The organism is Halomonas saccharevitans (genome assembly GCF_900116405.1).
GTDB classification, from domain to species: domain Bacteria; phylum Pseudomonadota; class Gammaproteobacteria; order Pseudomonadales; family Halomonadaceae; genus Halomonas; species Halomonas saccharevitans.
The window spans coordinates 1-17984 of record NZ_FPAQ01000049.1; the positions used below are offsets into that span (position 1 = coordinate 1).

The following is a 17984-nucleotide window of genomic DNA, read 5'->3' on the forward strand; positions in this document are numbered from 1 at the left end:
CCTGCTCCCGAATGAATTGCTGTAGAAGCTCTCTGGCTGCTAGCAGAGGATAACTTCTATAGGCGATCTGATCATCCGGGATCCTACAGGTAGGCACCTAAGTGAGTATGGTTGTGGATGTCGTTGCCTGCGATCTGATGCCCCTCACCCTGGATAACCTGGTGGGTGCCAGCCTCCGGCTTCTCCTCTCTGCTCACTCCTTGGATCTCCTGCCAATACTCACGCCCCCATTGTTCTCGATGTTGCCTCCGGCAATCTGATGCCCTTCGCCACTGATATCTTGGCGAACCCCTGCGGGCTCTCTATTGCCTTTCTCTGGCTCATTAGCTTCAAGCTCTTCTGTTCCGTTAAACACCGTCCAGCGAGCAAGATCCTCGGCTGTATCCCAATCCGGTATGGATGGCTCAAGCCGCACGCCATGAGCTGCGATCGGGACGTCAGCTAGAAAGCCGGCTTGTTCTTCACGTTCACAGAAGTGCCTTATGAGCACGCCCGCACTATCAACTACCTCTTGAGATGGATTCTCACTGCGCTCCACAAGAGTCTTGCACCCTCGGAGAAAACGCACTACTTCCGGCAACCCCATCAAAACCTCGGCACTGCCTCCAGATGTAAACCGCAGGGCAACCAAGGAGCCAAAGCGCCTAAGAAGGAAGGGGTGAGGCTCTTCCTCTTCGGCAAGTGTGCCGTAGAGCAACCACTCCAGAGACACGTCGTATGGCTTCAGGACCATCGCTAGCTCTGCAAGGACATCAGTAGGTGGCGTCAAGTCGCCCCGCTCATATCGGCTGAGGGTGGCCCGCCCAATGCCCGCAAAATCAGCAAGCTGCGCTTGATTCATCCCCGTCCTCTTGCGGGCGGCGGACAGGCGAGCCCCAAAAGATTTCCGATATGACTCATCGTGGCTTGACATATGTTCCGATCCTACTCATTATGCGTGTGCATTGGACGTATTTGATTCAACTAAGTGTGAGGGATTTCCCCATGAACGGCAACGACGTGAAGCCCGGCCAGGAGCTGTACCAGCAAGTCCGTGGCGGATTCATCTCCCGCGGCACCACGCTAGCCGCATGGTGTCGTGAGCACGGCCACAACCCCACCAATGCGAGATCGGCTCTGGTTGGCGCCTGGAATGGCCCTAAAGGGCAAGAGTTGCGCAGGCGTCTCGCTGAGGACTCTGGTGTCATTCGCGCCTCCCAGGCGGCGGCATTCGGATAACTACAAGTTAGAACGGATGTTTCTGGAGCCACAGGGGCAACAACAGCCTGCTTTTGGATAGCTCAACCAGGGGGTAAGGCAATGACGAGGCGAAGTTGGAAGCACCGGCAGCCAGGCTCATTGCGACAAGCAATCGAGTGGAACCTGGAGTATGCCCGGATGAAGCATCAGCGCTCAGTCGACAGGGTTGCTGACTTGATGGGGCTGACCAGCAAATGGGCGCTCTACAAATGGATGGAGTCCGGGCGTATGCCGGCCATTCTGATTCGACCTTTCGAACAGGCCTGCGGGATCGACCTTGTGACCCGCTACATCGGCCACTCCGGCCACAAGCTGCTGGTCGATATTCCGACCGGCAAGCGTGCCAGCGGCACTGACATCAACGCTCTGCAGGCGTCCTTCGCCGAGGCAGTTGGTCTGCTCCTGAGTTACTACGACGGACAGACTGAGGCCGAGGACACTCTGGGCGCGCTCTATACCACGATGGAGCACCTGGCTTGGCATCAGGGCACCATTGAGCGGCATCGACAGCCACAGCTTGATTTCGGTGCCGCAGTACCAGGAGAGGGACAATGTTGAATGCAGCGGAATTAGTCCGGCGGCGCAACCAGGTGCTGGGGGCGATCGACAATATGGCCCTGGTCGATGCGATGGCGGTCATGGGGGCCGCGATGCGTGAGCTGGCAGAGCAAGCATCCATGAGCACGCCTGTCAGGCCGGCACCTCCCAGCGTGGAGTTGATTCTGGAGGGTAATACGCGTTTCAGGGTCGAACGCGACCCCGAGATTCGTGACTTCATCCATAGCGTTCGAGGTTGCGTGACGGTCGATCAGCTCGCGGAGGTCTGTCAGGAGCGGTTTGGCCCACGATGTCCAAGCCGGAGCGCCATCCATCGCTACGTGCAGCGGCTGAAATTCCGTCAGAACCAGAAGGAGCAGGATGCATGAGCGACGTGTTGAATCGGTCGGTCAGCAAGGCGTTGACTCTTTTCGAGGCGCTGGTGAGGGATGGCTTCGAAGGCAAGCGGCTGGCAGATGTAGCTGAGGAAGCCGGGGTCTCCACCACTACCGCCTGGCGGCTCCTCAAAACACTGGAAGCTCATGGTTGGGTCGTCGAGGTGCCGGCGACGGGGGGGAAACAAGGGAGCTGGAGGGTCGCCACTCGGTTGGCCGGCGTGGCTCACGCCTACCAGCAGGACGCCATGAGCCGAATTCAAGCTGTGCGACAGGAGTATCGAGACGTGACGGGAGAGGAGTTGACCCATGGCTGAGAGCAAGCCACAGAACGTGGCCGCAGTGCTTCAAGACCAGATGGAGCGCGCCGAGCTGACAGGGCAGCAGATGGAAGGTCGCGCCTTGATGGACGGGGCTGAGAAGGCCGACCTGGCACGTTATACCGAAGCCCGCGATGAGGCCAACCAGCTATTGGCTCAGGCCCGAACGGCGCAGTCGTTTGCAAAACTGGCGACCGTCGTCACTTTGAAAACCCTGGCCGAGGTAAAGGAAACCAAGGCATACCGGGCACTTAAGGGGGTTGCCGGGGTGGACGCCCAAGGCAGCAAAATCGACGACGTCGGCACTTGGGGCGGATTCTGCCGGGCGATCGGGCGCTCCAAGACATCAGTGGATGAGGACCTGCGCAACCTGTCCGTCTTCGGAGAGGCGGCCCTAGAGAGCCTGCAAGCCATTGGTGCTGGCTACCGGGAGTTGCGCAAGCTTCGCCGGCTCCCCGAGGAAGAGCGCGAAGTGATTATCCAGGGCGAGGCCGTCCAGGTTGAAGATAAGGATGCCCTGGTCGAGCTGATCGAGGACATGGCTGCACGCCACGCCAAGGAAAAGGAGGCGCTCAAGCAGCAGGCCGATGATAGCTATCAAGAGCTGGAGGCGTCACGGAGAGTGACTCAGGACAAGTCCAACAGGATTGCCGAGCTGGAAGAGCAGCTGCACCGCCGCCAGCACCTGACGCCCGACCAGCGCGCCAAGGAGCTCTCCGAGCGCCTGGAGGCCGAGGGCTTCCAGGCTCGCAGCCTGCTGCTGCCGCTGCGCGCAGTAATGGTCGAGATCCTCGACTGGGAAGAGGCCCCCCGCGAGCTGAAGCATGCCTGTGCTCAACAGATGGCGCGGCTGCGCATAGAGCTCGACCAGCTGCAAATCGAGATGGGGCTGGAGCCAGTCGACCTGGACGTGGATGACAGCTGGATGCAGGAGGTCGAGCCATCATGACCGCCTTCAGCGCCGACGAACTCCGCCATTTCGACCGCGTCGCCCAAGAGCTTCGCGAGGCACCTCGCGGCCAGAAAGGCCAGATCGTGGCGCGGGCCGCTCAGTTCCTGAGTTGTTCGAAGGATCGCGTCTATCGTGGCCTGAAAGCCACGGGTTGGAACGCCCAGCGGCAGCGCCGGCGCGACCGTGGTGCCAGCCAGGTCAGCCGGGGAGAGGCGGCAACAGTGGCCAGCATCATGCGCCAGAGCACCCGCGACAGTGGCAAGCGCCTGCTATCGGTCGACGATGCTCTGGAAATCGCCCTGGCGAACCCCGCCAGCGGTGTCACCACGCGAGCCTCGGCGGACACCTATACCAGGGTAATGCGCGAGCACGGCCTGCATCCGGACCAGGTTAGCCGGCCCACCCCGCATACCCAGATGCGTAGCGAGCACTCCAACCATGTGCACCAGTTCGACGTCTCGGTCTGCGTGCTCTACTACCTGGACCAGGGCGGCCTGGCGGTGATGGATGCCAAGCGTTTCTACAAGAACAAGCCGGAGAACGCCGCCAAGGTGGTCAATCAGCGCGTGCTGCGCTACCTGATCACCGACCACTACAGCGGGGCCTTCTACCTCGAGTATTTCCTGGCCGCCGGCGAGGACCAGGAGACGCTGTTCGAGTTCCTGATGCATGCCTGGCCGGAGCGCGGCCACCCGCATGATCCCTTCCACGGGGTGCCGCAGATGATGGTGTGGGATGCCGGCAGCGCCAACCAGTCGCATCTGATCCGCAACCTGCTGGATCAGTTGCAGGTGGTGCATTGGGCGCATACCCCTGGCCAGCCGCGGAGCAAGGGCCAAGTGGAGCGTACCCACGACCTGATTGAGCGTGGCTTCGAGGGGCGCTTGTCGCTGATGAAGGTGGAAAGCCTGGAGGCCCTGAACGCGGCAGCCCATACCTGGATGCGCCACTTCAACGCCACCAAGATTCATACCCGGACACGCACCACGCGCTACGGCCTATGGCAGACCATCAGGCCCGCGCAGTTGCGGCTGTGCCCGCCGCGGGAGCTGTGCGAGCAGCTGCTGCGCACCAAGCCCGAGCCGCGCAAGGTACGGAGTGACCTAACGATTTCCTATGCCATCAAGGGCTTCGACTCGGCGACCTATTCCGTGGCGGATCTGCCTGGTGTGCGTGTCGGTGAGACCGTCATCGTCACGGTGAACCCCTACCGAGCGCCTAACGTGTTCGTGGCTCTGGAAGAAGACGGCGAGCAGATCGAGTGCCGGCCCCTGGAGCGCGATACCGCCGGCTTCTACCTGGACAGCCCGGCGTTCGGTGTCAACTACGCCGCCAAGCCAGACACCGACGTCGACGCCAATCGCAAGGCCATGGACAAGGCTGCCTATGGGGTGGAGACCCAGCAGGAGGTCGACAAGGCCCGAAGCAAGCGGCAGACGCCCTTTAACGGCGAGATCGATCCGATCAGCTATCTATCGGCCGACACCCTGCCGGCCTACATGGCGCGCCGCGGCACGCCGCTGGATGTCGCCAAGGCGGCCCCTGTCGCTTTGGCGCCACTAAAGCACATTGATGCTTTGAAGCACCTTCGGTCTCGTCTCGGACGGCCGCTGAGCGCCGAGGAGAGTGATCGCGTCAAGGCGCGATATCCCGACGGGGTGCCGGAGGAGCAACTCGACGACCTGGTGTCCTGGTTGGCTGATTCGTCCAGGACCTCAAGCCCCGTCGCCCTGGCCCGCTAAGCACGGAGGACACTGCGATGCTTGCTACCACGAACCACAACGACCCTGCCGGCGACGTTCAGCCGGACTACCGCCCGATACGGGCAAAGCGCCTGCTCGCCGAACTCGGCAAGCGGCAGATGGATCTGGCGGCGCATGTGGTGCTGACCAGCGGCCGGCATCCATCCAACTCCACCATTACCCACTTGCTGCGGGGCAATGTGTGGCCGGCCCGGACGCCCCGAGTGTTCCTGCGACGTCAGATCGCGGAGTACCTGCGCCATGCCGGCGCAACGGAAGAGGAGATAGCAGTGGCATTCGAGATTGATGACGAGAACCCCGGCCCGATGCGCCCGATCCGCCAAGATAGCGCGCATCCTGGCCGGGGCTCCGCTCCGATCGCTGAAGTAGACATGGACCAACTACCGGAGAAAGCAATGCTAACACAGATGGCCCGCCGCCATTTCGGCCTGTTCCGCGACCCCTTTCTGGATGATGTGCAAGGCACGGAAGACGTATTCCTCGCACCTGAGCAGCGCTACATCCGCGAGCACATGTTCAGTACTGCCAAGCACGGCGGCTTCCTGGCGGTGATCGGGGAGTCCGGTGCTGGCAAGAGCGTGCTTCGCCGTGACCTGATCGATCGCATCCAGCGCGAGGAGCATGCCATCACACCGATCATGCCGAGAACCATCGACAAGGGACAGCTGACGGCGAGCGCACTGTGCGACGCCATCATCGAGGACATCTCACAGGAGAAGCCCAAGCAGAAGCTGGAATCCAAGGCCCGGCAGATCGAGCGGCTGCTGACCGGGTCGAGCCGTGGCGGCAACAGCCATGTGCTGATCATTGAGGAGGCTCATGACCTCACGGTGCCGACGCTGAAGTACCTGAAGCGCTTCTGGGAGCTCGAGGACGGCTTCCGCCGGCTGATCGCCATCATTCTGATCGGCCAGCCCGAGCTGCGCGGCACCCTGGACGAGCGCCGCAACTGGCAGGCTCGTGAGGTTATCCGGCGCATTGAGGTGGCCGAGCTCACACCGCTCGACGGTCATTTGGAGGGATACCTGGCGATGAAACTCAAGCGGCTGGGCAAGGAGGCCGGCGAGGTGTTCGAGGAAGACGCCTACGACGCCATGCGCGAGCGCCTCACGCTGCAAAGCCGTAGCAGCCGGGAGGCGATCTCCATGCTCTATCCGCTGGTCGTGAACAACTTCACTGTGAAGTGCATGAACCTGGCCGCCGAGCTCGGCCAGCGCAAGGTCAACGCCGACGTGGTCAAAGGAGCCTGATGCATGACTGATACCGCTGTAGCCGAGCCGACAATGAGACAGGGTATGCGCGACGACTTGGCGCAGATGGACCCGATGGACCTGACGCAGGTAGTCGAAGAGCTGGGTGCGCTGATAGATACCGTCTTGCGATCGGGGTACTTGGATGAGATTGCGGGAAGCAACCCGCACGCAGGACGAGCGCTACTCATCCTCAATGTCTGTCAGGCACAAGCCGAGAGAGCCATCGAGCTGAGCCGTCATTGCGAAGGCCTTCACGCATCCCTGTCCAGAAGCGCCTAGAAGCGCCTCTGAGGCCCCCGATGATTTGGGGGCCTAACGGGTCGGCTGATTTTTTTTGAACAAACCTGAGCGATTTTAAACGGGTTTTACACAGGGTGACCAATGAAGCTCTACCCGAATAAGCTGAAGCTGCTGCATGTAGCCCAAAAAAGGCTCGGTCTCGATGACGACGACTGGCGTGATCTGCTCGAGGAGGTGGCGGGCTGCCGTAGCTCGAGCGAATTGGATCTCGAAGGCTTCGCGGCGATGATGCGATGTTTGAAGCAGCTGGGCTTCGAATCCACCTACGCAGCTGGTCCCTATGGTCGTCGTGATGGAATGGCGACGCCGGACCAGGTCCGGCTGATCCAGCGGCTGTGGAACGAGTATAGCTGCACCGATGACCCGAGGTCGCTAGATCATTGGCTAGAACATAGCTTCGGGATATCCAGTCTACGTTTCGCCGATGCCGACGCCGCTGGGAAGGCAATCGCTGCTTTGAAGGCGATGGTGGCTCGCCGCCAGAAAGCGTAGCAGAACACACCGGGCCAACGTGCGCCTAACACATCGATATCGTCTTCCCCTCTCCAGATCGGTAGTATCCAGTCCATCAACTTTTCCCCATCACTCCTCCCAGGCGCCGATATGAGTTGGCGCCACTCTTTATTCGGGCTCCAAGCCACTGAGCCGCCCGCCCCTCCCTGCTGAAGTCCTTCTCGTTACCTGTGCAGCGCTTCTGCGGTCTTCTATGCGAAGGCCTTCAACGGAGAGTGCAATGGAACAGAGTCTGGATGAGATCAGTATTGCCGACGCCTACCTGGAAGGGGTGATCACCGATGACGATCTATTGGCTGAGTCTGGTGAGAACTTCGGTGCACTGGTGGTCGCATGTGGCGAGATGGCGGCTCGTCTGGTCGATGCCTATGGCGGGACCCGCCTCTATGTTCCTTGCCGGCTAGATCCCGGTGGCCAACTGGCACAGGCGCTCGGTGAACAATCTGCACAAACCCTTATCGATCTATGCGAGCGCGAAGATGTCGGCGTGCCACGGCTGATGTCTCTGCGCCGCACGATCCGCAACCAGAAAATCGTGGCACTGCGCGAGACGGGAGCTGCCCCGGCAAAGCTCGCGCTGCATTTCAATCTGACGGAGCGGCAGATTCACAGCATTGTTCGCCAGCACAGAATTCAAGCGAAAGCCTGAATTAAAACCACTTTACGAGGTGTTTAAACGATGGGCATGAATACCAGCCAAGCACGAGTCATCGATCCTGCGCTTAGCGAAGTGGCGCAGGGGTACCGTCATCCGGAGCATGTGGGCAATGTCCTGTTCCCCCGGGTGCCGGTGCTGGCGCATGGCGGAAAAATCATCGAGTTCGGCCGAGAGTCGTTCAAACGCCATAAAACTCGGCGAGCGCCGGGAACGAACACGCGCCGCATCCAGTTTGGGTACGAGGGAAAGTCCTTCGTTCTCGTGCAGGATGCCTTGGAGGGCATGGTACCGCTGGAGCATTTGCAGGACGCCAATCAGGTGCCTGGTATCGATATGGGGACGGTCGCAGTCAACGAGGTGATGGACATCCTCTCGTTGGCCCTGGAGATCGAACAGGCAGGCCTCGCCACCAATCCGGCGAACTACGGCATCGACAACAAGATCACCCTCTCCGGTACCGATATGTGGTCGGACTCCAACTCTGATCCGGCGAAGCAGATCCGGGAATATCGCGAAGTCGTCCGTACCAAGGTCGGCATGCGCCCCAATGTGATGGAAATCTCGGCGGGTGGCTTCAATGCCCTGTGCGAACACCCCAAGATTCTGGAGCGCTTCAAGTACACCTCTAGTGACTCGGTCACGGCTGACATGCTGGCCAAGCTGTTCAATCTGCGTCAGCTGGTGGTCGGTGAGGCGGTCTACATGGATGAGGGTAGCGAGGAGATGCATGACGTATGGGGCAATGCGGCGGTGCTGGCTTATGTACCCGAGCGCGTCGGCACTCACCGTACCCCATCGTTTGGCTACACCTACGCCTACGAGGGGCATCCCCTGGTCGAAGAGCCCTATGTCGATCGCAATGCCAAGAGCTGGATCTATCCGGTGACCTATGACCGTGCTCCGGTGCTCTCGGGCATCGAGTCCGGATTCTTGATTCAGGACCTGGTGGCGCAAGGCTAACAACCACGTTCTCGTTTCGGGGAGATATACCCAGTGACTAATGCTCGAGGGGCCCTGGAGGCGCTTGAACACATGGGGTCGGCAACGCTCAACGACTTGTCTGACGAGGAGCTGCATCGCTTCCGAGGTCTTTGTGCCAAGTGGCAACAGCAGAGTGAGCGCCGCCTACTCCATCGGCGTAAGCGCTTGGACAAGCGCGCCCTCTCATACAGCGCCCTCTCTGCCGGAGATGGCGCCGACTCCGTCACCATCGCAATCGACATGAACTAACGAAGGCAACGCCTGCCCTGCGATGTGTCAAGCAGAAGCGACTGCCAGCTCACAATGAGGACACCATGGATACCGTAGGAAAGAACGCCGTAGACCAGCAGTCTGAAAGCTCGGGCTGCATCGAGCGCACCGGTGACAGCGTAGTCGTGACTCTTCACGAGTCGCTCACCTATACAGATGGGAAGCTCGAAGGCGAGCGCACCCTGGACCAGCTCACCATGCCCACCAAGATCAAGGGCAAGCACCTGATTGCTACTGATCAGGCGCAAGGTGAAATGGGCAAAAGCCTTGCCCTGCTCGCCAAGTTGGCGGGAATCCCCCGTCATGCGGCACATGAGCTTTCGGGGCGGGATATCGATCTTTGCATGGAGGCGATCGAGCCTTATTTGCCAGGGAGAAAAGCAGCCGGCAGCAGCGAAGTGTGATCCACATGAACTGCCGACGTCGTCCAAAAGGATCATGTAACAGGAGAGGCAGCAGCTTATGAGTCGCATGGTGACCAGTATCGTCATGGAGCTGGTAGACCGCGTCACAGGGCCGGCGCGGCGCTTGCAGCAGACTCTCGCCGGGCTTGGGCGCCGCGCTGGTCTGGACCGGCTCGCGAGCTCGGCGCGTCGAGTGGGGACGACGGTCGGCACTTCCATCGAACGTGTACGCAGCTTGACCCGCGGCCTTGCAATCATGGGTGGAGCTGCTGTGGGTGCGGCTTGGGGGGCTGAGCGATTGATATCGGGAGTGACCGATGTCGGAACTGCCGTCCAAGAGAGCGCCGAGCGGCTGAGCGTGGGCACCACCTGGCTGCAGGAGTGGCAGGCGGTGGGGCGTCGCTTCGGGGTTCAGAACGACGCCCTGGTCGACGGTATCAAGGAGCTTTCTTTGCGCGCCGACGAGTTCGTGATGACGGCCGGAGGCCCTGCTGCTGAGGCATTCGGGCGGCTGGGGATCGGCGCGGAGGATCTGCGCAAGACCGGTGGCGATACCGCTGCCATGTTCGACCTGGTGCGCTCGCGGCTGGGCCGCCTGGAAAACGACGCGGCCCGCCAGCGGGTCTTCGACGAGATCTTCGGCGGCCAGGGCGGCGAGCAGATGGTGGCCATGCTGGGGGCCACCCGTGAGGAGGTTGAGGGCATCATGCGCGCCGCCCGCGAGCGCGGCGAGATCCTGAGCCCCGAGGAGATCGAGAACTCCCGCGAGTATAACCGCGAGATGGGCAGTCTGCGCCAATCGCTGTTCGGTATTCAGCGCACCGTGGTAGGCGAGCTTTTGCCCGCCATTACCGATTGGATCGAGCGCATGCGCGAGCTGGCCACAACCAACCGCGAGGCGATTAGTGGGCGCGTCTTGGAGGGGTTGCGGAGCTTCTGGGCGGGGCTCCAGCAGGTGGGGCGCGTTGTTTCCTGGTTGGCTGACGAAGTGGGTGGCTTTGGGAATCTAGCGTTGTGGATGGCGGGCATCATGTCGGTCACGCTAATTGGATCTCTGGCCTCTGCTGGGCTGGCAATCATCAACTTCGGCGTGACCCTGGCAGCCACGCCCGTGGGCTGGTTCGTGGCGGCAGTGGCTGGCATCGCCGCGGCTGCCTATCTGATCTACCGCAACTGGGACGGCATCTCGGCCTGGTTCGACAAGCTATGGGAAGGCATCAAGGCCGCCGCCGTCTGGGCCTGGGATGGGCTCAAGACCCTGTTCGGCTGGACGCCGCTGGGCATGGTCATCAACAACTGGGGTGGCATCGTCGACTGGTTCGCCGGCATGTGGGACGGCGTGACGGCATGGTTCGACCAGGGCATCGGCGGCATCGTCCAGGACCTGCTGGCCTTCAGCCCGGCCGGGCTGCTGTTGCAGGGTATCGACGCGGTGTTCGAGCTGTTCGGCGCGCGGCCGCTGACCGAGGTGGGGCGCGAGTGGATCGGCGGACTGTGGAGCGGCATCACCGAGCGCTGGACGGCGCTGACCGGCTGGCTGTCGCAGAAGATCGAGGAGCTGACCGGCTGGCTGCCGGACTGGGCTCAGGAGCGCCTGGGGCTGGGCGAGATGGGTGCGCCGCAGGCCAGCGGGGCGCCGGTGGCCGAAGGGCGTTCGGGGGCGATGCCGGGCCCGGGGCGCACCGAGGTGGGCGGCGAGCTGCGCATCGTGGTGGATTCGGAGGGGCGGCCCCGGGTGGCCGAAGCGCGCCGGGATGGCGCGCTGGACTTCGATGTGACCTCCGGGGCTCTAGGGGTGATGCCTTAGTTGAGCGGTGTGATGCTGCTGAAGCGAACGATAAACTCGGGCTCCATGACGGAGCCCTTTTCCGTCATGCTCCCTTCATCTATCAGGCGCCCCGAGAATGAAACCGCGGCCCCCTTCGAAAGGCCGGCCAGGGTTTCATAGAGTTCCGAGTCATGCGGGATGAGGGTCCTGGCATCAATGTCTGACAGGGCATTGTTCCAGGTTTTGAACACCACTTGTTCATTGGCTCGTATTGTCACGATGCCGTTGCCATCCCCGTTTGTGCCCAGAGATTCGAGGATGCCCACCCAATTCGTAACCAGTCCGCCGTCGCCTACGAATTCGCGCGATGCCGACTTGCGCTCCCTGTCAATGCGGGACTGCACGAGCTCATTAGGAGCATCATCGTATTCAGCAGCCGCATTCGCCATGACGGAGAGAAACTCTTGTTGGTTCTCCGGCATCCGCTGTGCAACCCTTTCAGCTGGTGACAGCGGTTCGGGATCGGGCTCTGCTGCCGCCTCGCTCTCAGCGGCTGTAATATCGTCTCCGCCAGCCCTCTGCTGAGAGGTCTCTTCTGAGCCCTGCTTCGCCGTTTCTGCATCCATGGTCAGGCCGAAGCCCACAAAAGAGGCCACGACGATAGCGGAGTAGAGGCCTATCGCGCTCAGCCGCTTGGGCTTAGAGGACCATGGCAAGGCCCAGCGCGGGTTGATCGCTCCCACAATCAGCGCCAGCAAGGCCACTAGAAGAATCACGATAAATAGATCAGACATCAGTTCCTTCTCCATTATGATTTTCTTGATCCTAACATCGCGAACGCGCTGGCTGCCCCCTCAGCGCGACGGGATCAACAGCGATATCGGCAGCAACAAGCAGATCATGATCTCTACCGCCGTAGACGAGGCGCGCGGCGACCGAGAGAATGAGCAGAAGGGCTGAGGGGAGGTCGATAAGCGCTAAGCAAGGGGCGGGGTAGATGGAGGCGAAGGGTGGCATCCATCCATTTCAGTTTTTGAACCGCGCGCCCCGCATAGTGAAAAATGGAGATTTGGTATTATCGTGCGCCGAGGCGTCGAATTATCGTGCGCCGCTACACCCACTCTAGGGAGGCCCGACCCGAGCCACAATCTGACATTCGGCTAATATAAAGAAGCGCCCGGTCCGTGGCAGGCGACACCCCCCGCGGCCGCACGAAACACCCACTCGACGCGCTTACTCAACGCGCAGGAAGCCCCCCAGCACCCGCTGATCGGGGCCGAAGAACACCAGTCGATCGTGATCGATCAGGTAGCGATAGGCGTTCTCCAGAAGCGCGGTCACCCGGGCGGCGTCCTCTGCCCGGGGGCAGGCGCGCCGGGTGGTGGCAAGCTCGGTGAAGGCGATCCGCTGATTGTCGCCCAGCGCCGCCCGGCCGGTCAGCCGGTTGCAGCCGTCGCTACCACTCACCCGCCCCTCGTCGTCGATCACGAAGTAGGGGCGCGTAGGCATGTCGAGGCGCTCGCTGGTGCCCACCAGCAGCAGGTTCCAGCGCTGCTCGACCACCGGCCCCTCGAGGCGGGCCGAGGGCTCCTCGACGATCCCCGGGGCCGGTCCACCGCGACACGCGGCGAGCAGCAGGGCACCGGCGGTGAGCAGGGCAATGTTGCGTAACGTTTTGATCATCATGGTATCTTCCTTGAGGCGCAGGGCGGTGGTCCGGCGCCAAGCTTGCCCCAGCCGGGGCATCGAGACAATTCTTCGCCGGACCTGGAGGTCCCTGAATGCTTCACGCGCTTCACAACGATGCCCTCGGCAAGCTGATCCTGCGCCTCACCGTGGCCGGACTGATGCTGCCCCACGGCCTTACCAAGCTGCTCAATCCGGGCAACCTGACCTGGATCGGCAACACCCTGGCCGCCCAGGGCCTGCCGACCGTGCTCGCCTATGGGGTGCTGATCAGCGAGGTGGTGGCGCCGCTGATGGTGCTGATCGGCTGGCGCAGTCGCGTGGGGGCCCTGCTGATGGTCGCCAACATGCTGGTGGCCATCTTCCTCGCGCACATGGGCGACTTGACCGTCTTCAAGGACTCCGGCGGCTGGGCCCTGGAGCTGCAGGGCTTCTTCCTGTTCGGCGCCCTGGCGCTGGTCTTCCTGGGCAGCGGGCGCATGGCCTGGCGGCCGGACTGATCGCGCGTCCGGCCGCCACGACACCTACCAGGTGCCGGTGTTCTCCATGGACGCCCAGGGCTCCTTGGGCGGCAGGGCATCGCCTGACTGCAGCAGCTCCACCGAGATGCCGTCGGGGCTTTTGACGAAGGCCATGTGGCCGTCCCGCGGCGGGCGGTTGATGGTCACGCCGTTCGCCTGGAGGTGCTCGCAGAGGGCATAGATGTCGTCCACCCGGTAGGCCAGGTGGCCGAAGTTGCGCCCACCGCCGTACTCTTCCGGGTCCCAGTTCCAGGTCAGCTCGATCTCAGGCGCCTGGAGCTCGGCCGAGCGCGCCTCGTCCTGGGACGCGGTCAAGAAGACCAGCGTGAAGCGGCCCTTCTCGTTCTCCTTGCGGCGCACCTCCTTGAGACCCAGCAGGTCGCAGTAGAAGTGCAGCGAGGCGTAGAGGTCGCTGACGCGAACCATGGTGTGCAGATACTGCATGGGGAACTCCTGTCGCTTCAGTCGTGGGTGTACTCGGCGAAGACCGACGGCGTGCGGTCGTCGTGGCGCCAGCCCAGCACGGCGTAGTCGTCGTGGCGCCCGGTCTCCATGCCGGGAGAGCCATGGGGCATGCCCGGCACCGCCAGGCCTGCCAGGTCGGGACGCTCGTCGAGCAGTCGGCGAACGTCCGACGCCGGCACGTGTCCCTCGATCACGTAGCCGTCGATCACCGCCGTGTGGCAGGAGGCGAGCCCCGGCGTCAGGCCGTGCTCGATCTTCACCGCGCGCATGTCGTGGGTCTCGTGCTGTCGCACCTCGAACCCCGCCTTCTCCATGTGCTCGGCCCAGGCCGTGCAGCAGCCACAGTTGGGATCCTTGTGCATCTCCACTACCCGAGCCTCGGCCCAGGCGGGGCTGGCGGCGGCGGTCAGCAGGACGCCGGCGAGGGCCAAACGTTGCAGTGGTGTCATGGCAGGCACTCCTAGGGTTAAGGTGTCGTCGATTGTCGGGTATCACCCGGCTCCTCTGCCACCCCGGAGCGACAGCATGAGCCACTACTGCGACCTGGCCCCCGGGCATCCGTTCCACGGGCCCTATCACGACCATGAATACGGTTTCCCGGTGGAGGACGATTGCGCCCTCTTCGAGCGCCTGGTGCTGGAGATCAATCAGGCGGGGCTCTCCTGGCTGACCGTGTTGAAGAAGCGCGCGGCCTTCCAGGCCGCCTTCGAGGGCTTCGACGTCGACCGGGTCGCGGCCTATGGCGAGGCCGAGCGGGCGCGACTGCTGGCGGATGCTGGCATCATCCGCAACCGCCTGAAGGTCGATGCGGCGATCCACAACGCCGGCGTGATCCAGGCCCTGCGCGCCGAGCACGGCAGCTTCAAGGCCTGGCTGGATCACCATCATCCCCTCGAACATGGCGGCTGGGTGCGCCTGTTCAAGCGCACCTTCCGCTTCACCGGCCCCGAGATCGTCGGAGAACTGCTAATGAGCAGCGGCTACCTGCCCGGCGCCCATCGCGACGACTGCCCCGTTCAGGCGCGCGTCCTCGACGCACGCCCCCCGTGGGCCGGCCGGTAGGATGACAGGCTCGCGACACATGGCGCCAACGGCCGAGCGGAGGCGTCACCCTTGCCAGCACAAGCGCTCAACGCAGCGGTGGGTGACCAGTTTCCAGCGCCGGCCACCCATCACTAGCACTCGCGCTGATAGTTCAGCGCAGCGGGATCAACCGAACACGTAAAACGCCAGCTTGTTGCCGTCGGGATCTTTCACGTAGGCACCGTAGAACTGGTCCTCGATCCGCTGGCCCGGCTGACCGTCGCACACGGCTCCCAGTGCAATGGCTTTCTGATAGTACGCGTCCACCGCCTCTTTACTGCCGACGGAAATGGCGACCATGTTGCCGTTTCCGGGATGGTTAGGCGCTTCATTGAAAGGAATGCACACCGCAAGCATGGGAGTGCTCATGCTCTCGCCGATAAACGCGATGCGGCCCATATCCAGCAGCACCTTGGCGCCCAGGTCGTGCAGCAGCTCGCCATAGAAGGTCTTGGCCTTGTCCATATCGCTGACACCCAGGGTGACGTATCCGATCATGGTGTTTCTCCGTTCAGGATGGTTAACGAGGGATTAGGGTACGCGGTTTCTTACCTGCTCGCGTGATGGGGCGCCACCGTCGCTGACGACGATCCGAGGCAGCGCGGCCCGGCTGGGCCCTGGGGAACCGGCGCCCCGCCTTGCCGTCAGAGCAAGGGCCTGCCGCCGACGAAGGAGCTTTTCACATGGATTCGATGACTCAGGCCGCGCTGGGCGCGGCGATCGGCGGTGCCGTGCTCGGCCGGCGGCTGGGCCGCAAGGCGGTGCTGATCGGCGCGGCACTGGGCACCCTGCCCGACCTGGACGTGATCATCGACTACGGCGACGCCGTGGCCAACGTCACCCAGCACCGCGGCTTTTCCCACTCGCTGTTCGTGCTGGCGGGGCTCGCCGCCCTGCTCGCGCTGCTGTCGACCCGCGTCGCGAAGGCGCGGGACATCTCGCTTCCCCGCTGGGGGCTGTTCTTCGGGCTCATCCTGCTGACCCACCCGCTGCTCGACGCCCTGACGACCTACGGCACCCAGCTCTGGTGGCCGCTTGACACGCCGCCCGTGGCCTGGCCGCACGTCTTCATCATCGACCCGCTCTACACCCTGCCGCTGCTGGTGGGCGTCGGCATGGCGCTGATAAGCGGCCGCGCGGCCCGCCCCGCGACCTGGGGGCTGACGATCGCCTGCGCCTACCTGGTGCTTGCCGTCGGCGCCCGACAGCTGGTCGAGGCGCGCATCGAGCCGGTGCTGGCCGAGCGCGGCCTCGAGCAGGCCCCGCGGCTGATCCAGCCGACGCCCTTCAACATCCTGCTGTGGCGAGTCACCGTGGCCGACGGCGGGCGCTACCACGAGGCCCTGGTGGGGGTGTTCGATGGCGACAGCGCCCCGTCGCTCGAGACCTATGCCCGCGGCGCCGAGCTGGAGGCGGCGGCGCTCGACAGCCGACGCGGCCAACGGCTCGACTGGTTCGCCGGGCCCTTCCTACGCTATGAGATGCGCGAGCGTGACGGCCGCGATACCCTGGTGGCCACCGACCTGCGCCTCGGCTTCCCGGGCTTTCACCCCTTCGCCTTTACCCTGGCGACCCGCGAGGGCGACGACTGGCGGCCGGTGCCGGTCTCCGAACAGCTCACCTCTCCGGGAAAAAACAGCCGCGCGGCGCTGTCCCGGCTCGGCGGGCGCATCTTGAGCCCGGAGCCACGGCTCTGCACCAGCGACTTCGTCGCTCGCCAGTGGCTCATCGGCGCGCCCGGTTCGTGCTGAGATACTGAGGGACTGAGATGCTGAGCCCCGGCACGCAAACGGGGTGGCCGACGCCACCCCGTTTGCGGGTTTTCGATCAGCGCCGCGTCGCGGCGTTCAGAGCGCCTGCACCAGCCCCTCGATGGCCTGCTTCGCCTCCTTGAGCGCCGCCTCGCGGTGGGATTCCCCCATGGCGAGCCCCTCGGCGAAGACCACCTCAACCTCGGCGATGCCGATCAGGCCCAGCATGCCCTTGAGGTGCGGGGTCTGGCTGTCCATCGCGGTGCCGGCATATTCACCGCCCCTGGCCGCCAGGATCACCGCCCGCTTGCCCTCGATGAGCCCCACTGGCCCATTCTCGGTGTAGCGGAAGGTCTCGCCGGCCCGCAGTACGCGGTCGAACCACGCCTTGAGCTGGGACGGCACGCCGAGGTTGTACATCGGCACCGCCAGCACCACGACGTCGTGCTCGAGCAGCTCGCGAATCAGGTCGTCGGAGCGAGACGCCAGCTCGCGCTGCTCGGCGCTGCGCTCGCCGGCCGGCATCTGCCAGCTGGCGAGCTCCGGCTGGGTCAGGTGCGGCAGCTCATCGGCCACCAGATCGCGTGCGGTGATCTCAAGATCGTCGCGGCCGGCGGCCAGGGACCGGAAGTGCTCGGCCAGGGCGATGGACTGGCCGTTCTCGCCGAGGATCGATGAGGTGAGAATGAGGGCGCGAGTGGTCATGGCAATCTCCTTGAACCGTTAGCGGACAATGCGTGCCATTCTACGTGCACTAAATGCAACGAAAAGCGCAAAGATCCGCTGTCTTCTTTCGATCCTGAATTCAAGCAATAAGTGCAGCACCTGCGGTATCCAGGGCTCCTGAGTATTCCCCCAGGAATACCTGTGCCGGTGTCCGATAGCCGAGCCGTTTTCGAGGGCGGTCATTCAGCTTCCTGAGCACCCTGCGAAGCTCGGCATCGGTGACCTGGCGGAAGTCCGTTCCCTTGGGAAAGTACTGCCGTATCAGGCCATTGGTGTTCTCGTTGGTCCCACGCTGCCCGGAGCAGTAGGGATCACAGAAGTATGTCGCTGCTGTCACTGCCTTGGACACGGCTTGGTGCTCGGCGAATTCGGAGCCATTGTCCAGCGTGATGGTCTGGA

The 17984-nt window shown here is 63.1% G+C and carries 24 protein-coding genes; 16 read left to right on the forward strand and 8 right to left on the reverse strand.

Annotated elements, in window-relative coordinates:
* Nucleotides 1-193 precede the first annotated feature (193 nt).
* Nucleotides 194-913, reverse strand: a complete 720-nt coding sequence (locus tag BM388_RS15920) for a helix-turn-helix domain-containing protein (protein WP_089851964.1) — start codon at nt 911-913, stop codon at nt 194-196.
* A gap of 71 nt (nt 914-984) precedes the next feature.
* On the opposite strand from BM388_RS15920, the gene BM388_RS17685 reads away from it, so the two are divergent.
* The 13 genes from BM388_RS17685 to BM388_RS15980 all read left to right on the forward strand — a co-directional run bounded on the left by BM388_RS17685 (nt 985) and on the right by BM388_RS15980 (nt 11392).
* Nucleotides 985-1218, forward strand: a complete 234-nt coding sequence (locus BM388_RS17685) for a helix-turn-helix domain-containing protein (RefSeq protein ID WP_139233963.1) — start codon at nt 985-987, stop codon at nt 1216-1218.
* A 159-nt stretch (nt 1219-1377) separates the two neighbouring features.
* On the forward strand, nt 1378-1797 hold the full coding sequence (locus BM388_RS15925; RefSeq protein WP_217641093.1) for a hypothetical protein: 420 nt from the start codon (nt 1378-1380) through the stop codon (nt 1795-1797).
* Nucleotides 1791-2165, forward strand: a complete 375-nt coding sequence (locus BM388_RS17690; protein ID WP_139233964.1) for a hypothetical protein — start codon at nt 1791-1793, stop codon at nt 2163-2165. Before BM388_RS15925 ends, BM388_RS17690 begins: the two co-directional genes overlap by 7 nt.
* Nucleotides 2162-2488, forward strand: coding sequence for a helix-turn-helix domain-containing protein (locus BM388_RS15930; protein WP_175535130.1), 327 nt, complete (start codon nt 2162-2164; stop codon nt 2486-2488). Before BM388_RS17690 ends, BM388_RS15930 begins: the two co-directional genes overlap by 4 nt.
* Nucleotides 2481-3440, forward strand: a complete 960-nt coding sequence (locus tag BM388_RS15935) for a hypothetical protein (RefSeq protein WP_089851971.1) — start codon at nt 2481-2483, stop codon at nt 3438-3440. The genes BM388_RS15930 and BM388_RS15935 overlap by 8 nt, the downstream gene beginning before the upstream one ends.
* Nucleotides 3437-5185 carry a DDE-type integrase/transposase/recombinase gene (locus BM388_RS15940; RefSeq protein ID WP_089851972.1) on the forward strand — a complete coding sequence of 583 codons (1749 nt, stop codon included), beginning with the start codon at nt 3437-3439 and terminating at the stop codon, nt 5183-5185. The genes BM388_RS15935 and BM388_RS15940 overlap by 4 nt, the downstream gene beginning before the upstream one ends.
* A 17-nt stretch (nt 5186-5202) precedes the next feature.
* Nucleotides 5203-6456, forward strand: coding sequence for an ExeA family protein (locus BM388_RS15945; RefSeq protein WP_217641094.1), 1254 nt, complete (start codon nt 5203-5205; stop codon nt 6454-6456).
* Nucleotides 6457-6459: 3 nt separating this feature from the next.
* Nucleotides 6460-6738: a hypothetical protein gene (locus BM388_RS15950; RefSeq protein WP_089851976.1), complete on the forward strand. Its 279-nt coding sequence runs from the start codon at nt 6460-6462 to the stop codon at nt 6736-6738.
* 102 nt (nt 6739-6840) lie between these two features.
* Entirely contained in the window at nt 6841-7251 is a 411-nt protein-coding gene (locus BM388_RS15955; protein WP_089851978.1) for a phage protein GemA/Gp16 family protein, read from the forward strand.
* 241 nt (nt 7252-7492) lie between these two features.
* The gene (locus BM388_RS15960) at nt 7493-7921 is read left to right on the forward strand and encodes a Mor transcription activator family protein (protein ID WP_089851980.1); all 429 of its coding nucleotides are present in this window, start codon (nt 7493-7495) and stop codon (nt 7919-7921) included.
* 30 nt (nt 7922-7951) lie between these two features.
* Nucleotides 7952-8890, forward strand: a complete 939-nt coding sequence (locus BM388_RS15965) for a major capsid protein (protein ID WP_089851982.1) — start codon at nt 7952-7954, stop codon at nt 8888-8890.
* A 335-nt stretch (nt 8891-9225) separates the two neighbouring features.
* Nucleotides 9226-9585, forward strand: a complete 360-nt coding sequence (locus BM388_RS15975; RefSeq protein ID WP_089851987.1) for a phage tail assembly protein — start codon at nt 9226-9228, stop codon at nt 9583-9585.
* 310 nt (nt 9586-9895) lie between these two features.
* Nucleotides 9896-11392, forward strand: coding sequence for a phage tail tape measure protein (locus BM388_RS15980; RefSeq protein ID WP_089851989.1), 1497 nt, complete (start codon nt 9896-9898; stop codon nt 11390-11392).
* On the opposite strand, the gene BM388_RS15985 is transcribed toward BM388_RS15980, so the two are convergent.
* Together BM388_RS15985 and BM388_RS15990 are read right to left on the reverse strand one after the other, a co-directional pair.
* A complete protein-coding gene (locus BM388_RS15985) occupies nt 11389-12162 on the reverse strand; it encodes a hypothetical protein (RefSeq protein ID WP_089851991.1) in 774 nt (257 codons plus the stop codon). The genes BM388_RS15980 and BM388_RS15985 overlap by 4 nt on opposite strands.
* Before the next feature lie 424 nt (nt 12163-12586).
* Entirely contained in the window at nt 12587-13036 is a 450-nt protein-coding gene (locus tag BM388_RS15990; protein WP_089852006.1) for an META domain-containing protein, read from the reverse strand.
* A gap of 98 nt (nt 13037-13134) precedes the next feature.
* On the opposite strand from BM388_RS15990, the gene BM388_RS15995 reads away from it, so the two are divergent.
* Nucleotides 13135-13539 carry a DoxX family protein gene (locus tag BM388_RS15995; RefSeq protein ID WP_089851993.1) on the forward strand — a complete coding sequence of 135 codons (405 nt, stop codon included), beginning with the start codon at nt 13135-13137 and terminating at the stop codon, nt 13537-13539.
* A 24-nt stretch (nt 13540-13563) separates the two neighbouring features.
* Here BM388_RS15995 and BM388_RS16000 read toward each other — a convergent pair whose 3' ends face one another.
* Both BM388_RS16000 and BM388_RS16005 read right to left on the reverse strand, forming a co-directional pair.
* Nucleotides 13564-14004 carry a VOC family protein gene (locus BM388_RS16000; RefSeq protein ID WP_089851994.1) on the reverse strand — a complete coding sequence of 147 codons (441 nt, stop codon included), beginning with the start codon at nt 14002-14004 and terminating at the stop codon, nt 13564-13566.
* Between the two features lie 17 nt (nt 14005-14021).
* Nucleotides 14022-14474 (reverse strand): DUF411 domain-containing protein, encoded by a 453-nt coding sequence (locus tag BM388_RS16005; RefSeq protein WP_089851996.1) that lies wholly within the window; start codon nt 14472-14474, stop codon nt 14022-14024.
* Nucleotides 14475-14550: 76 nt separating this feature from the next.
* Here BM388_RS16005 and BM388_RS16010 point away from each other — a divergent pair, with 76 nt between their 5' ends.
* On the forward strand, nt 14551-15087 hold the full coding sequence (locus BM388_RS16010; RefSeq protein WP_089851999.1) for a DNA-3-methyladenine glycosylase I: 537 nt from the start codon (nt 14551-14553) through the stop codon (nt 15085-15087).
* 147 nt (nt 15088-15234) lie between these two features.
* Here the strand turns inward: BM388_RS16010 and BM388_RS16015 are convergent, their stop codons facing one another.
* Nucleotides 15235-15606, reverse strand: coding sequence for a VOC family protein (locus BM388_RS16015; protein ID WP_089852000.1), 372 nt, complete (start codon nt 15604-15606; stop codon nt 15235-15237).
* Between the two features lie 185 nt (nt 15607-15791).
* On the opposite strand from BM388_RS16015, the gene BM388_RS16020 reads away from it, so the two are divergent.
* On the forward strand, nt 15792-16859 hold the full coding sequence (locus tag BM388_RS16020) for a metal-dependent hydrolase (RefSeq protein WP_089852002.1): 1068 nt from the start codon (nt 15792-15794) through the stop codon (nt 16857-16859).
* 96 nt (nt 16860-16955) lie between these two features.
* Here BM388_RS16020 and BM388_RS16025 read toward each other — a convergent pair whose 3' ends face one another.
* Both BM388_RS16025 and BM388_RS16030 read right to left on the reverse strand, forming a co-directional pair.
* On the reverse strand, nt 16956-17564 hold the full coding sequence (locus BM388_RS16025) for an FMN-dependent NADH-azoreductase (protein WP_089852004.1): 609 nt from the start codon (nt 17562-17564) through the stop codon (nt 16956-16958).
* A 100-nt stretch (nt 17565-17664) separates the two neighbouring features.
* Nucleotides 17665-17984 (reverse strand): IS30 family transposase (locus BM388_RS16030; RefSeq protein WP_139233966.1); only part of this gene is annotated, 320 nt, incomplete at its 5' end.

Excerpts from the sequence above, each read along its gene's own strand:
- BM388_RS16000 (WP_089851994.1), bottom strand. The coding sequence starts at position 14,004 with ATGCAGTATCTGCACACCATGGTTCGCGTCAGCGACCTCTACGCCTCG.
- BM388_RS15930 (WP_175535130.1), top strand. The coding sequence starts at position 2,162 with ATGAGCGACGTGTTGAATCGGTCGGTCAGCAAGGCGTTGACTCTTTTC.
- BM388_RS16020 (WP_089852002.1), top strand. The coding sequence starts at position 15,792 with ATGGATTCGATGACTCAGGCCGCGCTGGGCGCGGCGATCGGCGGTGCC.
- BM388_RS15965 (WP_089851982.1), top strand. The coding sequence starts at position 7,952 with ATGGGCATGAATACCAGCCAAGCACGAGTCATCGATCCTGCGCTTAGC.
- BM388_RS15975 (WP_089851987.1), top strand. The coding sequence starts at position 9,226 with ATGGATACCGTAGGAAAGAACGCCGTAGACCAGCAGTCTGAAAGCTCG.
- BM388_RS15950 (WP_089851976.1), top strand. The coding sequence starts at position 6,460 with ATGACTGATACCGCTGTAGCCGAGCCGACAATGAGACAGGGTATGCGC.
- BM388_RS17685 (WP_139233963.1), top strand. The coding sequence starts at position 985 with ATGAACGGCAACGACGTGAAGCCCGGCCAGGAGCTGTACCAGCAAGTC.
- BM388_RS16015 (WP_089852000.1), bottom strand. The coding sequence starts at position 15,606 with ATGATCGGATACGTCACCCTGGGTGTCAGCGATATGGACAAGGCCAAG.
- BM388_RS15925 (WP_217641093.1), top strand. The coding sequence starts at position 1,378 with ATGAAGCATCAGCGCTCAGTCGACAGGGTTGCTGACTTGATGGGGCTG.
- BM388_RS15960 (WP_089851980.1), top strand. The coding sequence starts at position 7,493 with ATGGAACAGAGTCTGGATGAGATCAGTATTGCCGACGCCTACCTGGAA.
- BM388_RS16010 (WP_089851999.1), top strand. The coding sequence starts at position 14,551 with ATGAGCCACTACTGCGACCTGGCCCCCGGGCATCCGTTCCACGGGCCC.
- BM388_RS15945 (WP_217641094.1), top strand. The coding sequence starts at position 5,203 with ATGCTTGCTACCACGAACCACAACGACCCTGCCGGCGACGTTCAGCCG.
- BM388_RS15935 (WP_089851971.1), top strand. The coding sequence starts at position 2,481 with ATGGCTGAGAGCAAGCCACAGAACGTGGCCGCAGTGCTTCAAGACCAG.
- BM388_RS15990 (WP_089852006.1), bottom strand. The coding sequence starts at position 13,036 with ATGATCAAAACGTTACGCAACATTGCCCTGCTCACCGCCGGTGCCCTG.
- BM388_RS15940 (WP_089851972.1), top strand. The coding sequence starts at position 3,437 with ATGACCGCCTTCAGCGCCGACGAACTCCGCCATTTCGACCGCGTCGCC.
- BM388_RS17690 (WP_139233964.1), top strand. The coding sequence starts at position 1,791 with ATGTTGAATGCAGCGGAATTAGTCCGGCGGCGCAACCAGGTGCTGGGG.
- BM388_RS16005 (WP_089851996.1), bottom strand. The coding sequence starts at position 14,474 with ATGACACCACTGCAACGTTTGGCCCTCGCCGGCGTCCTGCTGACCGCC.
- BM388_RS15985 (WP_089851991.1), bottom strand. The coding sequence starts at position 12,162 with ATGGAGAAGGAACTGATGTCTGATCTATTTATCGTGATTCTTCTAGTG.
- BM388_RS16025 (WP_089852004.1), bottom strand. The coding sequence starts at position 17,564 with ATGACCACTCGCGCCCTCATTCTCACCTCATCGATCCTCGGCGAGAAC.
- BM388_RS15955 (WP_089851978.1), top strand. The coding sequence starts at position 6,841 with ATGAAGCTCTACCCGAATAAGCTGAAGCTGCTGCATGTAGCCCAAAAA.
- BM388_RS15920 (WP_089851964.1), bottom strand. The coding sequence starts at position 913 with ATGTCAAGCCACGATGAGTCATATCGGAAATCTTTTGGGGCTCGCCTG.
- BM388_RS15995 (WP_089851993.1), top strand. The coding sequence starts at position 13,135 with ATGCTTCACGCGCTTCACAACGATGCCCTCGGCAAGCTGATCCTGCGC.